This is a genomic window from Parvibaculum sp. (assembly GCF_035325945.1).
Lineage (GTDB): Bacteria > Pseudomonadota > Alphaproteobacteria > Parvibaculales > Parvibaculaceae > Parvibaculum.
On the sequence record NZ_DAOKYX010000015.1, the window covers coordinates 60,516 to 74,619 of the forward strand.

A 14,104-nucleotide genomic window follows, 5' to 3' on the forward strand; every position below is an offset into this window, starting at 1 on the left:
GGCAAGGCGCCGGCGGGGCCCGTCCCTCCCGCGCCTGTGACGGCGCCAGAGACCGATAGCACGAGCCGCCGGCCCGCTTCATCCGAATTCGTCGCCGGGGAGGGTGGGGCTCAGTGAGCGTTCTTGAGACGGATGGTATAGGCGCCGTCGCGCATCGGGCCGAACATCTCGTTCACCTGCGGGTGGCGGACAGGCTTGCCGGAATCATCTGCGAGGAGGTTCTGCTCGGAGACATAGGCGACATATTCGGTTTCGGAGTTCTCGGCGAGCAGGTGGTAGAAAGGCTGGTCCTTGCGCGGACGAACCTCTTCGGGGATCGACTGCCACCATTCTTCCGTATTGTTGAAGGTCGGATCTACATCGTAGATGACCCCGCGGAAGGGATAGATCCTGTGGCGCACGATCTGGCCGATCCTGAATTTCGCCTGCCGGTTGATCTCCATGGCGTTGTTTGCTCTCCAGAAAAACACATAAAGAATATCAGGTGGGCTGGGTCACCGGGAAGCCCTATCGCGCGGGCATGATCCCCTGCAACTCGCGGCAGCCGATGAGGTGAACGCCACGCGTGGAAAGCGCGGAACGGACGCGCCCCGACGCCAGCAGTTCATAATCGCTCACGCGGGAACGCCAATCGGGGCAGATGGCGCGTATCTCCTCCGTGTCATGGGCGGGGTGAAAGACGACATAACCGATCTGCCCGGGCTCGATGTGCCGGACCATGTCGAGGGTGCGGTCCAGCCGATCCTCCTCGATCGAAAGCGAGAGCTGGAGGATACGATCGAGCATGGGCACGCCCTCGGCCTCGAGCGCCATCGTCCTGGCGGTGAGTTCGGTCGCGGTCGGTTCGTCATAGCCGCCCTTGCGCCATTGCTCGGGCCGGAGCCTGAGGCCGAAGGGCGGAACGCCGGCAGAGAGCGCCGCCTCTACGAAAGGCTCGTAGAGCCGCGAATCCATGACCGATCCCATATGCGTGTCGAGATGGGTGGGCTCGATCCCGGCCTCGCGCGCCATCGCGATCTGGAGGCCGAGTTCGGTGCCGACGGCATCCGCCCGCGCATTGGCCGCGACTTCCGCCGATGTGCGGGGGAAGCAGCGCTCCGCATCCATGAGGCCGCTTGCCGGATCGCGCGTCGAAACGGGGCCCCAGCGATAGCCGGCCCATTCGCTCGTCAACGTGGCATGTATGCCAAGATCGGCGTCGGGATGCGCGCGCGCCCAGGCAGCCGTCGCGCGAAACCAGGGGCAGGGCACCATGACCGAGCCACAGGTCACTTCACGCCGTTCCCACAGATCGGCAAAGGCGCTAAGTGAAGCTCCACACATACCCACATCGTCGACATGGAGAATGGCGACCCGGTCGCTTTCCGCAAATCCAAGTTTCGCCAGTGCCGGATTGGGTTCCATGCAGCGCTCCCCCCTGTTCGATTTTGACGCCCCGATCTGCAAAGCGGCGATTGCGCTTCGGTGCCGGTGAGCCAATATGACATCAATTGAAATTTGCCGTGAATCCCAAGGTTCCACGGCGCCAATATGGAGAAACTGATGAGCCGATCCGTCGCCCCTCTGTTCCGGCCCTTCACGATCAACGGCCTGACGCTCGAAAACCGCATCGTCATGGCGCCCATGACGCGCTCGAAATCGCCTGGAAGCATTCCGGGACCTGAAGTCGCGGCCTATTACCGCCGCCGGGCCGAGAACATGACGGGCCTCATCATCACCGAGGGCACCACGGTCAACGATCCCGTGTCGTCGATGGATGTGAACATTCCGAATTTCTACGGCGATGCGCTCAAGGGATGGAAGCGCGTCGTCGAGGAGGTTCACGGCGTCGGCGGCAAGATCATGCCGCAGCTCTGGCATGTCGGCATGGCGCGCAACCCGAAAGGCAATGTCGCCAATCCGGACGTGCCGAGCGCCGGTCCCTCGGGCCTGTCGAAGCCGGGCAAGCAGGTCAGCGAGCCGATGACGAAGGCGCATATCCAGAGCGTGGTCGATGCCTTCGCCCGCGCGGCCGCCGATGCGCGCGAGCTTGGTTTCGACGGCGTCGAGCTGCATGGCGCGCATGGCTACCTCATCGACCAGTTCCTTTGGGAGGGGCTCAACCAGCGCGACGACGAATATGGCGGCAGCATGCTGAAGCGCGAGCGTTTCGCCATCGAGATCATCGAGGCGGTGCGGCGCGAGGTCGGCAAGGACTATCCGCTCATCCTGCGTCTTTCACAGTGGAAGCAGCAGGACTACACCGCGCGGCTCGCGCCGACGCCGGAGCTTCTCGGCGAATTCCTGAAGGTGCTTTCGGAAGCGGGCGTCGATTGCTTCCATTGCTCGCAGCGCCGTTTCTGGGAGCCGGAGTTCGAGGGCTCGACGCTCAATTTCGCGGGCTGGGCAAAGAAGCTCACCGGCAAGCCGTCGATCACGGTCGGCAGCGTCAGCCTCTCGGGCGAGTTCATCGGCTCCTTCCAGGGCCAGTCCTCGGAAGCGACGGGGATCGACGATCTTCTCGCGCGACTGGAGAATGACGAGTTCGATCTCGTCGCGGTCGGCCGGGCGCTGCTCGTCGATCCGGAATGGTCGCGCAAGATCCATGAAGAGCGCTATGAGGCGCTCATGCCCTTCAAGCCTGAAGCGCTTGCGACGCTTTACTGACGGGCTTTCGTTCTGCCATGCGCGGGAGCAATCCCGCGCATGGCGCGACGAAATTTGCGGCGGTCAGAAGCCGTAGGCCTTGGCAAGCTCGGGGTCGCGCGCGGCGACGCGCCGGGCCAGATCGACGATGACCTTGGCCTGTTTCCAGGTTGCATCGTCCTGCATCTTGCCGTCGATCATGGCGACGCCGCGACCATCCGGCATGGCTTCGAGTATCTTCTTCGCGAAGAGAACTTCGTCCGGCTCCGGGCTGAAGACGCGCTTGGCGACGGCGATCTGGTTGGGATGCAGCGTCCATGCGCCGACGCAGCCCATGAGGAATGCGTTACGGAACTGCTGCTCGCAGCCTTCGAGGTCCTGAATATCACCGAACGGGCCGTAGAACGGACGAATGCCGTTCGAGGCGCAGGCATCCACCATCTTGGCGAAGGTGTAGTGCCAGAGATCCTGCTGCGCCGAAGCGCGCGGGCCCCCGTCGGTGCGCGTATCCTCGAGCACGCGGTAGAAGGGATGGCCGCCGCCGACGCGGGTCGTCTTCATCTTGCGCGAGGCGGCGAGATCGGCCGGCCCGAGGCTCATGCCATGCATGCGCGGGCTCGCGCTGGCGATCTCCTCGACATTCTTCACGCCCTGCGCCGTTTCGAGAATGGCGTGAATGAGGATCGGCTTCTTCACGCCGTGCCTTGCTTCGAGCTGGGCGAGAAGCTGATCGAGATAGTGGATGTCCCATGGGCCTTCAACCTTGGGCAGCATGACGACGTCGAGCTTATCGCCCACTTCCGCGACGATCTCGGTCACGTCGTCGAGCATCCAGGGGCTGTTCAGCGGATTGATCCGTGTCCAGAGTCCCGTCTGGCCGAAATCATGCGCCTTTGCCGTCTCGATGAAGCCGCGTCGCGCCGCTTCCTTGGCATCGGCCGGAATCGCATCTTCAAGATTGCCGAGAAGCACGTCGACCTGCGGGATCATCTCGCCGATCCGTGCGCGCACCTTCTCGTTATGACCGGGAAAGAAGTGGATCATGCGTTCGAGCGCTACGGGAAGCTCGCGATAGGGCTCGGGCGCGCCGATGGCGAGGGGCTGATAGAAATTGGACGGCAATTTCATTGGAAATCCACTGCTGGAACATGGGGATGCGGCAGTCTAGCCACGATGAAGCGGCGAATCCATGCGCGATTTTGGGCTTGCGGGAGAATGGGCTAGAATTCCGTCCGGGTCAGGAAATCGCTTTCATGGTGGAGGACATCATGCCTGCCAATTCGATTCCCGGACGTCTCGCTCATTTTTCGATCGGTATCGCCGTTGCGCTTGCTTGCGCCGGACTTGCGTCCGCCGCGGACGCTGCGATGGGCAACAAGGAACAACTCGTCGTCGTCGAGCGCGCGACGAGCGACGCCACGCTCGACCTTGGAGCAAAGGGCGACAGTGTCGGCGACGTGCTGACCTTCTCGAACGAGATCTACGACAAGACGAACAAGACGAAGATCGGTTCGGATAACGGCTACTGCGTGCGGATAGTTGTCGGCAAGGCATGGGAGTGCATATGGACGCTCATGCTCGAGAAGGGGCAGCTTACAGTCGAGGGGCCGTTCCTCGATGCTGGCGATTCCATGCTCGCGATCACGGGCGGCAGCGGCATTTACGCCAATGCCCGTGGCGACATGCTTCTTCATGCGCGCGACGCGAAGGGCAGCGAATACGACTTCACGTACAATATCGTTCGCTGAAGCCAATCGGCCTGGAGGAAATCAGCCTTGCGCTGGCTGGCGGACGGGCCCGGCGGCGGTGAGCGCGGCTATGCCGATGACCGACGAGACGGCGATGACGAGATAGGCCGTCTGGTAGCCGCCTGCGCGCTCGTAAAGGAAGCCTAGAAGCGCGGGCCCCGTCGCATTGGCGCAGGTGACGATCATCTGCGAGAGCGAGAGGATGCGCGCATAGGCCTTGAGCCCGAACGCTTCCGCCGTGATGAGCGGCTGCATCATCTGCAGATTGCCGACCGTCGCGCCGAACATGACCGAGATGATGAGAAGCGCCGTCGTTCCTTCGGCGAAGGCGAAAAGCGTGAATGACGTCGCCTGAAGGACGAAGACACCCTGTAGATAGCGCTTGGAGGAAACGCGGCTGAGCGCCCAGCCGCCGACGAGGCGGCCCGTGATGCTGGCCGCCGCCATGACCGAGACGGCCAGCGCCGCGACATGGTTGTCTCCCGTCCGCGTCAGCACCAGGCGGAACTGGTGCGCGAGGCTGCCGACCTGGGCGAGCATGGCGAAGACGTAGGACGTCGTCAGCAGGATGAAGAAGCGCGTCCGGATCGCCTCGGAAAAGGACATGCCGTCCGGCGGCGCGATGCGGCCGGTGGCGTCGCGCACGGGCTCGTCGCCATCGGGAGCGAGCCCCATGGAGGCCGGGCTCGGCCGCAGGAAGATCCAGGAGACGGGAACCGTGCCGAGGATCAGGATGAGCGAGAGCCAGTAGGCCGCATGTTCGAGGCCGAGCTTCTGGATCAGCGTCACCGAGATCGGCGTGAAGATGATGCCGCCGAGCGAGAGGCCGGTGGAGGAATAGGCGATGGCGCGCGAACGCTGGCGGTTGAACCAGCGTGCGACGAGCGTGGTGCCCGGAATGACGGCGACGGCCGCATTGCCGATGCCGAAGACGATGTAGAACGCGTAGAGCTGCCAGAGGTTCGTGATATGGCCGGTCGAGGCGAGCGCGCCCGCGGAGCAGAACGCGCCGAGGGTGATGAGGATGCGCGGATCGATACGATCCATCAGCCAGCCGACGCCGAGCCCCGCAATGCCGCCAGCGACGAAGAATGACGCTGTGGCGGCCGAGGTCGCCTCCACCGAAAAGCCGTTATTCGTCGAGAAGGCGTTGAGGAGGACGGACAGATTATAGAAAATGAGGCCGCAGGAGACCGTCTGCAGGGCAAAAACCGCGCCGACGATGTACCAGCCATAGAAAAGACCGCCATTCTGGCGGTCTGGAGAGGACCTCTCCGCGCTCATTTCTCGCAGACTCCAGCGGAACGCAAGCATGCCGCCGGATGGGGCCGCCGCTGCCGGCTTACTTAATCATTCGGCAGCGCACGACAAGCGAAATCTCTGCGCACCCTAATTTCCGGCGGTGAGGCGGGCGAGTTCGGCGGCGATGGCCTGCTTGAATTCCTCGCTCTCGGTGATGCGGTGGTCGCCCCGCGCATAGGCTTTTGCGTTTTCGTAATAGAAGGCCGCGTTCATGATGTTGGCGACCCTGTTGTCGCGCGTCCTGATGACCTTGGCCGGCGCGCCGGCGACGATTGAGTTTTCAGGGATCACGGTGCCCTCGGTCACGATGGAATGCCCCGCGACGATGGAGTTGGCGCCGATCTTCGCGCCGTCCATGAGCGTCGAATTGATGCCGATGAGGCAATTGTCGCCGATCTCGGCGCCGTGGATCGTGCAGTGATGCGTGATGGAGCAATTATCGCCGATGATCGTCGGCGTCGTGTTGCCGACATGGATCATCACGAAATCCTGAATGTTCGTCCGCTTCCCGATGCGCACTTCGTGCATCTCGCTGCGTATGACGACATAGGGCCAGAGCGACGAGCCTTCGCCGAGGTGAACCTTGCCGTAGACGAGCGCCGTTTCGTGAATGAAGGCCGGATTGTCGAGGACGACGCCGGGGCCGAAATCCTTTTGCATTGTCATCTTGAACTTTCGATTGGCGCGCGGACCGGGCCGGCCGCCGCGACGAGAAGAAGCGCGAGCATCGAGGCGCCCGCCATGGTGAGGTATGAAGCCTGATAGCCGCCAGCATTTTCATAGAGGAAGCCCATGACGGCGGGGCCGCTGGCCACGCCCGCCACCATGAAGAGCTGGTTGAGGGAGAAGATGCGGCCATAGGCCTTGAGCCCGAAGGCTTCGGCGAGGACCAGCGCCTGCATCATCAGGAGATTGCCGACCGTGCAGCCGAAAAGAGCGGCGACGACGAGAAGCGTTGATCCCTTGGCGAGAGCGAGAAGAACGAGCGCGATGCCCTGGCCGAACGCCAGCGCTAGGACGAAGCCGCGCGAGGAAATATGGACGAGCGCCCAGCCGCCGATGAGGCGCCCGACAATGCTCGCACCTGCCATGACGGCGACGGCGAGGGCGGCCATGCTGTCGTTCGAGCGTCCGGCGACGAGGCTGAAGAGATGGGCGATGGAGCCGACCTGCGCCATCATCGCGAAGATGAAGGCCGCCGTGATGAGAATGAAGAAGCGGCTTCGGATCGCGGTCTCGAATGCGACGCCATCAGCTGGAAGCGGTGCGCCCCGATCGTCCCTCTCGATCGGATCGCCATCGGGCCCGAGCCCGAGCGACATGGGATCGGGCCTTATCGCAAGCCAGGAGATCGGAACGATGCCAAGCATCAGGATGAGGGCGAGCCAGGGCGCGGCACCGTCGAAGCCGAGGCGCTCGATCATGCTCGCAGAAAGTGGCGTCAGAAGAATGCCGCCGAGCGAAAGGCCGGTCGATGCGATCGACAGCGCCTGCGAGCGCCGCCGCACGAACCAACGCGCGACGAGCGTCGTGCCGGGAATGAGCGCGCAGCAGGAATAGCCCATGCCGAAGAGGATGTAGAAGCCGTAGAGCTGCCATGGCGTGGTCACATATCCCGCGGCGAACATGGCGAGGCTGCAGATGAGCGCGCCCGCCGTCAGCATCCAGCGTATGTCATAGCGCTCGATCAGCGCCGCGACGCCTATGCCCGTGATGCCTGAGGCGATGAAGAAGCAGGCTGTTGCAGCCGAGGCGCTCGAAACAGAAAAGCCGCCATGCGCGACGAACGCCTTGAGATAGACCGAGAGATTGTAGAAGCCGAGGCCGGAGGCGACCGTCATCACGACCATGGTCGCGGCAACGACATACCAGCCGTAAAAAAGCCCGCGGCCCCGCATGGGGAGTTGCTTCTGGTCGCTCATCTGTCGCTCATTCTATCGCCACGGTCGCAATGAGGTGCCTTCGGAGGAAGGGCCGGCGATAGTCATTCGGGTTCCCGGCGCTGGCAAGGCCCAAATCCGGACGCAACGCTCTGGCGAAGCGATCCTCGATCGGATAAGCATTTTGCATCGGCACATGGACCGGACGGTCCGGCAACAAGAAAAGGGAGGACGTCAGTGAAGTTCTATAATTCGATCGGACCCAATCCGCGCGTCGTCAAGATGTTCATGAAGGAGAAGGGCATCGAGATTCCCTTCGAGGAAGTCGACCTGCTCAAGGGTGACAACCGGCGCGAACCCTATCTCTCGAAGAACCCGGCGGGCCAGATGCCGGCGCTGGAACTCGATAACGGAGCCGTGATCGCGGAGATCACCGCAATTTGCGAGTATCTCGACGAGGCGTTTCCGGCGAACCCGCTTGTCGGCGTGACACCGGAAGAGCGCGCGGAGACGCGCATGTGGACGCGCCGCGTCGATCTCAATATCTGCGAGCCGCTGACCAGCGGCTTCCGTTACGCGGAAGGGCTCGGCCTCTTCAAGGAGCGGATGCGCTGTCTTCCGGAAGCGGCCGCCGGCCTGAAGGCCATCGCGCAGGACAAGATCTCCTGGCTCGACAAGCAGCTCGACGGACGCGAATTCCTTGCCGGCAAGCGGTTGACGCTCGCCGACATCTTGCTTTTCTGCTTCCTCGATTTCGGCGCCTCGGTCGGCCAGCCGCTCAACCCCGACAACAAGAATGTGGTCGCCTGGTTCGAGCGCATGAAGGCACGGCCGAGCGCTGCCGCCAGTGCGTGAGCCAGCATCGGCATGACGCTTCAAGGAGCCGGCCCCCTCGGGGGCCGGTTTTTTGTTGTGGACGATTTCGGGCTGAGGCACGCCGAGGCTTTCACGCATGACGGCATCAGGCTAGGATAGTAAAGGCATCTTACTATCGGGAGGTTGGAGGATGATGTCGTCTGCGAAGTTTCTGATGGCGATGCTGTTCGCGCTGGCGCTGACGGCAGTGGCCGGGCAGCCGCCCGCCCATGCCGTCTCGGACAAGGACGAGGGCGTGATCGAATGCCTGATGTCGACCCGGGTCAAGAACAAGGACGGCGCGCAGGGCTGGTGGAACCGGCGCACGGACCAGCAGCGGCGCCTCATTCTCGCTCTGCCTTGCAACGAACGATACATCCCCATGGTCTGCATTTTCCTCTACGACCCGGATCTCGTCGGTTGCACGAACAAGGGGGTCGCGGAATCCCGCGCCACGGCGGCATGTCAGGCCAAGGGTTACGATCTGATGTCGCAAGAGCTTGCGGACTGCAAGGCGGAATTCAAGAAGACGTTCAAGCCGCCATTCCCGCGCGTCTCGAGTTGACGGCGGTATCCGGCGAATTCAGGGGAGGAGAACGGATGAAGTGGTTTGTCAGGGCATGCGCGATCATCGGCGCATTGGTGGCGGCGGATATGGCGATGCCGCAGGCGGCGCTCGCCGACAAGGCGCCCGAATGCATGCAGAGCGACACGCGCAAGATACCCGACCAGCGCATGCAGGAATGGTGGGACAAGCGCACGCCCGAGCAGCAGAAATATATTCGCGAGCTGCCCTGTAATGAGCGCTATATTCCCATGACCTGCATCTTCCTTTTCGATCCCGATCTCAAGGGATGCACGAACAAGGCCGTTGCGGAATCGCGCGCGAATGCCGCCTGCCAGGCCAAGGGGCTCGATCTGATGTCCGAGGAGATGGCGGACTGCAAGGCGGAATTCAAGAAGACCTTCAAGCCACCCTTCTCCTGAGAGGCCGCTTTTCATGTCACCCGCACCCGCCGACACGCTCGATCCCGATTGGGAGTCGCCAGCCGCCGTCACGCTTGGCAAGAAGGTGCTGGCGCTCGATCCCGAGCGCGGCTATGTGCGCGCGTCGTATGTGGCGGGTGACAATTTCATCAACCGGGGAGGGCGCATCTATGGCGGCTTCCTCGCGGCGATGCTCGATGGCCTGTGCGGACATGCGGTGAGGCTCACGCATCGCCAGCCGGGCACGCCCCAGGTCACGCTCGAACTCAAGACGAGCTTCCTCGGACGCGCCGACAAGGGCACGCTGATCGGGGAGGGGTGGGTTCGCCATCGCGGCAAATCCATCGCCTTCGCCGAGGCCGAGTTGCGCGACGAAGCGGGTGAGCTTGTCGCCAGGGCGAGCGCGACTTTCAAGATTGGCACCTGAGCGCAAGATCGGCACCTGAGGTCGCCGGAGCTTTTTCCTTTCGCCGTTATCGTCACTGCGCCGTGGGCTCCTCCGTGGTGTCTTTGATGCATGTGCCGATGCGGGCCATGCCGCGTGAGCGCAGGTCAAAATCTCCAAAGAGGCATTTCGGACCTTTGATTTTCCGGCGATCGAGTGCACCCTGTTCGTCTGTACCCGAGTCGATTGCGCGTTCAGGGGCTCATGCCCTTTCGTGATTGCATGCCGTCAGCAGGGGGGACCAGATGACAAATGCTTCGCTTGCCGATCCCGTCGAGGAACTCTCGCCCTGGTGGGGGCGGGCCGTCGCTGTCACATTCGCTCTGGGCTTTGCGGTTCTGATCCTGCTGACGGTGAAGGCCTATCAATACGCGCCGCCCATTCCCGATCGCACGGTCGATACGTCCGGCAATGTCATCTTCACCGGCGACGATGTGCGGGCCGGGCAGGAAGTGTTCCTCAAATACGGGCTGATGAACAATGGCAGCATCTGGGGCCATGGCGGCTATCTGGGCCCGGATTTCAGCGCGGCCGTGCTCCACAACTGGGCGCTCGATCTCGCCGAACGGCGGGCGCAGGAGCGCTTCTCGAAGGGCTATGAAGCCCTTTCACCAGAGGATCGCGCCGCCGTCGACGGCGAGGTAGGCGCGCTGCTGAAGGTCAATCGCTACGACCCGGAAACAGCCACGCTGACAATGCTGCCTGCCGGTGTCGAAACCTTCGCGAAAGAGATCGAGCACTGGAAGACCTATTTCGAGAAGCCTGAACTCAATGGCGGTCTGACGGCCAATCTCATCACGGACCCGAAGGAGCTTCACGACCTCACCGCCTTTTTTACATGGGCGGCGTGGGGCTCCGTTGCCGAACGGCCGGGAGTGAAACATTCCTATACGAATAATTTTCCCTACGATTCCCTCGCCGGCAATCATCCGACGGGCGCTGCCGTGCTCTGGTCGGCGATCAGCTTCATCTTCCTTCTCGGCGGCACGGCGATCGTGCTTCTCGCCTTCGGCAAGTTCGATTATCTCGGCTGGCACGGCGCGGCCGCCCCGGTCGAGAAATGGGTTCTCAGCGATGCGCAAAAGGCGACGCTCAAATATATGGCCGTCGCCTCTGTTCTCTTCCTCGGTCAGACCTTCTTCGGCGCGGGCGTCGCGCATTACCGCGCAGATCCCGGCTCCTTCTACGGCATCGACCTCGCGGACTACTTCCCGAGCAATCTCCTCCGTACATGGCACCTTCAGTCGGCGATATTCTGGATCGCGACATCCTATGTCGCGGGTGCGCTTTTCGTTGCCGAGCTGCTTGGGCGGGCGAGCCCGCCGCGGCAGAAGCTCGGCATTCATCTCCTGTTCGGCGCGGTCGCCATCGTCATCGTGGGCAGCATGCTCGGCGAATGGGCGGGTATTCTGCAATGGTTGCCGCGGAGCTGGTTCTGGTTCGGCAATCAGGGCTGGGAATTTCTGGAGCTTGGCCGCTTCTGGCAGATCCTGCTCGCCATCGGCCTTCTGTTCTGGTTCTTCCTCGTATGGCGCGCGGTTGAGCCCGCCTTGCGCGATCCGCAGAGGAAAGGCTTTGCGAAGTTCTTCCTCATCGCGGCCTTCGCCATTCCGCTCTTCTATCTGCCGGCACTCTTCTTCGGCTCACAGACGAATTACACGGTCGTCGATGCGTGGCGCTTCTGGATCATCCATCTCTGGGTCGAGGGATTTTTCGAGTTCTTCGTCACCGTGGTGGTGGCGGTCATCTTCTATCAGATGGGGCTCGTGCGGCGGATCACGGCGCTCCGCACCATTTATCTCGATGCGATCCTCTATTTCGGCGGCGGGCTGATCGGCACGGGGCATCACTGGTACTGGACCGGGCAGACCGAGGTGAACATGGCGTTCTCCGCCACGTTCTCGGCGCTCGAAGTCGTGCCGCTCACGCTCATCACGCTTGATGCCTGGGATTTCGTGCGGACGACGCGCGGGAGCGACAGCATGGTCGTGCGCCATCGCTGGACCTTCTACTTCCTGATGGCGGTCGGCTTCTGGAACTTCGTCGGCGCGGGCGTCTTCGGCTTCCTCATCAACACGCCGATCATCAGCTATTACGAGGTTGGCACCATTCTGACGCCCAATCACGGCCATGCGGCGATGATGGGCGTCTTCGGAATGCTGGGCGCGGGGCTCATGGTTTTCGTTCTGCGCGAAATCGTGGCCGATGACATCTGGCCGCGGATCGAGAAGCTGGTGCGCGTCGCCTTCTGGGGGCTGAATATCGGCCTTGCGATGATGGTGCTCTTCAGCCTTTTCCCCGGCGGGGTGCTGCAGGTTCTCGACGTGACCGAGAACGGCTATTGGCACGCGCGCAGCCTGGCCTATACGGGCACACCCACCGCGCGCTTCCTCGAATGGATGCGAATGCCCGGCGATCTGGTCTTCATGTTCGCGGGCGCGCTGCCTCTCGCGCTGGCGCTGGTCTGGGGCTATTTCGCGCGCTGGCGGGCAACGGGCGACGCGCGCTGAGCCACACGCGAACCGGCGGCGCGATCAGCATTGCGTCGCCGGTTCAGCCGCCTCGGCGCTGCGTCATCTCGAGGCGCTCGGGGCCATCACCGTCCGAGCGAGTAGAACTCGGCATTGGGGCGCATGCTGGTGACGTTCGCCATGCGGTTTGAAAGGCCGAAGAAGGCCGAAATGGCGGCGATGTCCCAGACGTCTTCCTCCGTGAACCCATGCGCCTTCAGCGTCTCTATGTCGGCGTCGCCGACCATATGGGCCTGCTGCGAGACCTTGACCGCGAAGTCGATCATGGCCTTCTGCCGCTCGGTGATGTCGGCCTTCCGGTAATTCGTCGCGACCTGATCCGCGATGAGCGGGTTCTTCGCCCGGATGCGCAGGATGGCGCCATGCGCCACGACGCAATACTGGCACTGGTTCATGCTGCTTGTGGCGACGACGATCATCTCGCGCTCCGCCTTGGAAAGATTGCCGGGCTTTTCCATCAGCGCATCGTGATAGGCGAAGAAGGCGCGGAACTCATCCGGCCGGTGAGCGAGCACGAGAAAGACATTCGGAATGAAGCCGGACTTCTCCTGCACGGCCAGAATGCGCTCCCGGATGTCATCTGGCATCTCGGAAAGCTCGGGCACGGGAAAGCGGCTTATGGGTGCCTCGGTAGCGGCCATCGGATCGTCTCCACGTTTTTTGGACTGCATCGCCCTGGTTTTCCGGACGATGAATTGTTCTTTATGCGGATATATGTCCGCTCTCGGGTTTCTCTATCAGAATGGCTTTGAACAGGTACTATCGCTTTCAGGTCCCCACGGGCCGCTTTTCAAGAAGGTTGAAGAAGCCCGCGGCAAACTGGTCGAGAGGCGCCGCACGGCGTTCGAGCTTGGCGCGCAGCACCGCGCCCTCCCAGCCGATCCAGAAGAAGGCGGCCAGCGCATCGCAATCGGCATCGGGCGCGATTTCGCCAGCCGCCTGTGCAGCCCGGAGACAGGCGGCGGTGCGCGCCTGCCAGTCCTCGAACACAGAAATCAGACGTTCACGGAATATTTCCGGAAGCGCGCCCATCTCCTGTCCGAGATTGCCGACGAGGCAGCCGCGCTTGAAATCATGCCGCTCCATGCCCCGGCGCGCATCGGCGATGAAATCGCGCAGGCGCTGTAGCGGCGCGAGCGTGGCATCGGTGAACCAGCGGTCGAGCTTGTCCGCAAAGTAGCTGGCGTAGGATTCAATCAGTTCGAGGCCGAGCGCGTCCTTGCTCGGGAAGTAGTAGTAGAACGACCCCTTCGGCACGCCGACCGAGCGGAGGATTTCATCGAGGCCGGTCGACGAATAACCCTTCTCCGTCAGGATCGCGACGCCTGCCCGCAAGAGCCTGCCGCGCAGCTCGTCGATCTCGTCCGCCGCCTTGGGAGGCCGCCCGCGCCGTCGTGTCGCTACTGGATGAATCTTCGTCATGGGTGTTTATTAGACCGATCGTCTATAAAATAGCAAGCGCGCAAGTCGGGACGCAGTCGCGCGCACCTCCCCCTTTCGGGGCTGAACGTTTCTTCGGGAATCGGCTGGCGGAAGGGGTGGGATTCGAACCCACGGTGAGCGTGAACCCACGCCGGTTTTCAAGACCGGTGCCTTAAACCACTCGGCCACCCTTCCTGAGAGGACGGCTTAAGGGTTCCGGCTGATCCAGACAACTGGAAAAAGCATCGTTGGCTGGCGCGACGTCACCAGCGAAGGGGACGACCAGCCGTTCCTCCTTCAGTCGCCTGA

15 protein-coding genes and 1 tRNA gene are annotated in these 14,104 nt (G+C 62.7%); 7 read left to right on the forward strand and 9 right to left on the reverse strand.

Annotation, left to right across the window (positions count from 1 at the left end; genetic code table 11):
* Positions 1–110 precede the first annotated feature (110 nt).
* On the reverse strand, positions 111–443 hold the full coding sequence (gene hspQ, locus PKA57_RS09255) for a heat shock protein HspQ (RefSeq protein ID WP_324299806.1): 333 nt from the start codon (positions 441–443) through the stop codon (positions 111–113).
* A gap of 64 nt (positions 444–507) precedes the next feature.
* Positions 508–1,404 carry a polysaccharide deacetylase family protein gene (locus PKA57_RS09260; RefSeq protein WP_324299808.1) on the reverse strand — a complete coding sequence of 299 codons (897 nt, stop codon included), beginning with the start codon at positions 1,402–1,404 and terminating at the stop codon, positions 508–510.
* A 138-nt stretch (positions 1,405–1,542) separates the two neighbouring features.
* Between PKA57_RS09260 and PKA57_RS09265 the strand changes: the two genes are divergently transcribed.
* Positions 1,543–2,646, forward strand: coding sequence for an NADH:flavin oxidoreductase (locus PKA57_RS09265; RefSeq protein WP_324299810.1), 1,104 nt, complete (start codon positions 1,543–1,545; stop codon positions 2,644–2,646).
* Between the two features lie 63 nt (positions 2,647–2,709).
* Here PKA57_RS09265 and PKA57_RS09270 read toward each other — a convergent pair whose 3' ends face one another.
* Positions 2,710–3,753 carry a CoA ester lyase gene (locus PKA57_RS09270; protein ID WP_324299812.1) on the reverse strand — a complete coding sequence of 348 codons (1,044 nt, stop codon included), beginning with the start codon at positions 3,751–3,753 and terminating at the stop codon, positions 2,710–2,712.
* A gap of 140 nt (positions 3,754–3,893) precedes the next feature.
* Between PKA57_RS09270 and PKA57_RS09275 the strand changes: the two genes are divergently transcribed.
* Complete coding sequence (locus PKA57_RS09275; RefSeq protein WP_324299814.1) at positions 3,894–4,373, forward strand: allene oxide cyclase family protein; 480 nt, start codon at positions 3,894–3,896, stop codon at positions 4,371–4,373.
* Between the two features lie 21 nt (positions 4,374–4,394).
* On the opposite strand, the gene PKA57_RS09280 is transcribed toward PKA57_RS09275, so the two are convergent.
* From PKA57_RS09280 to PKA57_RS09290, 3 genes are all read right to left on the reverse strand, one after another.
* Positions 4,395–5,657, reverse strand: a complete 1,263-nt coding sequence (locus tag PKA57_RS09280; RefSeq protein ID WP_324299816.1) for an MFS transporter — start codon at positions 5,655–5,657, stop codon at positions 4,395–4,397.
* Positions 5,658–5,762: 105 nt separating this feature from the next.
* On the reverse strand, positions 5,763–6,341 hold the full coding sequence (locus tag PKA57_RS09285) for a gamma carbonic anhydrase family protein (protein WP_324299818.1): 579 nt from the start codon (positions 6,339–6,341) through the stop codon (positions 5,763–5,765).
* Complete coding sequence (locus tag PKA57_RS09290) at positions 6,338–7,597, reverse strand: MFS transporter (protein ID WP_324299820.1); 1,260 nt, start codon at positions 7,595–7,597, stop codon at positions 6,338–6,340. Before PKA57_RS09290 ends, PKA57_RS09285 begins: the two co-directional genes overlap by 4 nt.
* Positions 7,598–7,792: 195 nt before the next feature.
* Here PKA57_RS09290 and PKA57_RS09295 point away from each other — a divergent pair, with 195 nt between their 5' ends.
* The 5 genes from PKA57_RS09295 (at position 7,793) to PKA57_RS09315 (ending at position 12,352) form a co-directional block, all read left to right on the forward strand.
* Positions 7,793–8,410: a glutathione S-transferase gene (locus PKA57_RS09295; protein ID WP_324299821.1), complete on the forward strand. Its 618-nt coding sequence runs from the start codon at positions 7,793–7,795 to the stop codon at positions 8,408–8,410.
* A gap of 151 nt (positions 8,411–8,561) precedes the next feature.
* The gene (locus PKA57_RS09300) at positions 8,562–8,975 is read left to right on the forward strand and encodes a hypothetical protein (protein WP_324299824.1); all 414 of its coding nucleotides are present in this window, start codon (positions 8,562–8,564) and stop codon (positions 8,973–8,975) included.
* A gap of 35 nt (positions 8,976–9,010) precedes the next feature.
* The gene (locus tag PKA57_RS09305; protein WP_324299826.1) at positions 9,011–9,397 is read left to right on the forward strand and encodes a hypothetical protein; all 387 of its coding nucleotides are present in this window, start codon (positions 9,011–9,013) and stop codon (positions 9,395–9,397) included.
* A 13-nt stretch (positions 9,398–9,410) separates the two neighbouring features.
* Positions 9,411–9,824 (forward strand): PaaI family thioesterase, encoded by a 414-nt coding sequence (locus PKA57_RS09310; protein ID WP_324299828.1) that lies wholly within the window; start codon positions 9,411–9,413, stop codon positions 9,822–9,824.
* Between the two features lie 263 nt (positions 9,825–10,087).
* Complete coding sequence (locus PKA57_RS09315; protein ID WP_324299830.1) at positions 10,088–12,352, forward strand: cbb3-type cytochrome c oxidase subunit I; 2,265 nt, start codon at positions 10,088–10,090, stop codon at positions 12,350–12,352.
* 86 nt (positions 12,353–12,438) lie between these two features.
* Here the strand turns inward: PKA57_RS09315 and PKA57_RS09320 are convergent, their stop codons facing one another.
* From PKA57_RS09320 to PKA57_RS09330, 3 genes are all read right to left on the reverse strand, one after another.
* Positions 12,439–13,014, reverse strand: a complete 576-nt coding sequence (locus PKA57_RS09320; RefSeq protein ID WP_324299836.1) for a peroxidase-related enzyme — start codon at positions 13,012–13,014, stop codon at positions 12,439–12,441.
* 127 nt (positions 13,015–13,141) lie between these two features.
* The gene (locus PKA57_RS09325; RefSeq protein WP_324299832.1) at positions 13,142–13,795 is read right to left on the reverse strand and encodes a TetR/AcrR family transcriptional regulator; all 654 of its coding nucleotides are present in this window, start codon (positions 13,793–13,795) and stop codon (positions 13,142–13,144) included.
* Between the two features lie 105 nt (positions 13,796–13,900).
* Positions 13,901–13,990, reverse strand: a tRNA-Ser gene (locus PKA57_RS09330).
* Positions 13,991–14,104: the final 114 nt, after the last annotated feature.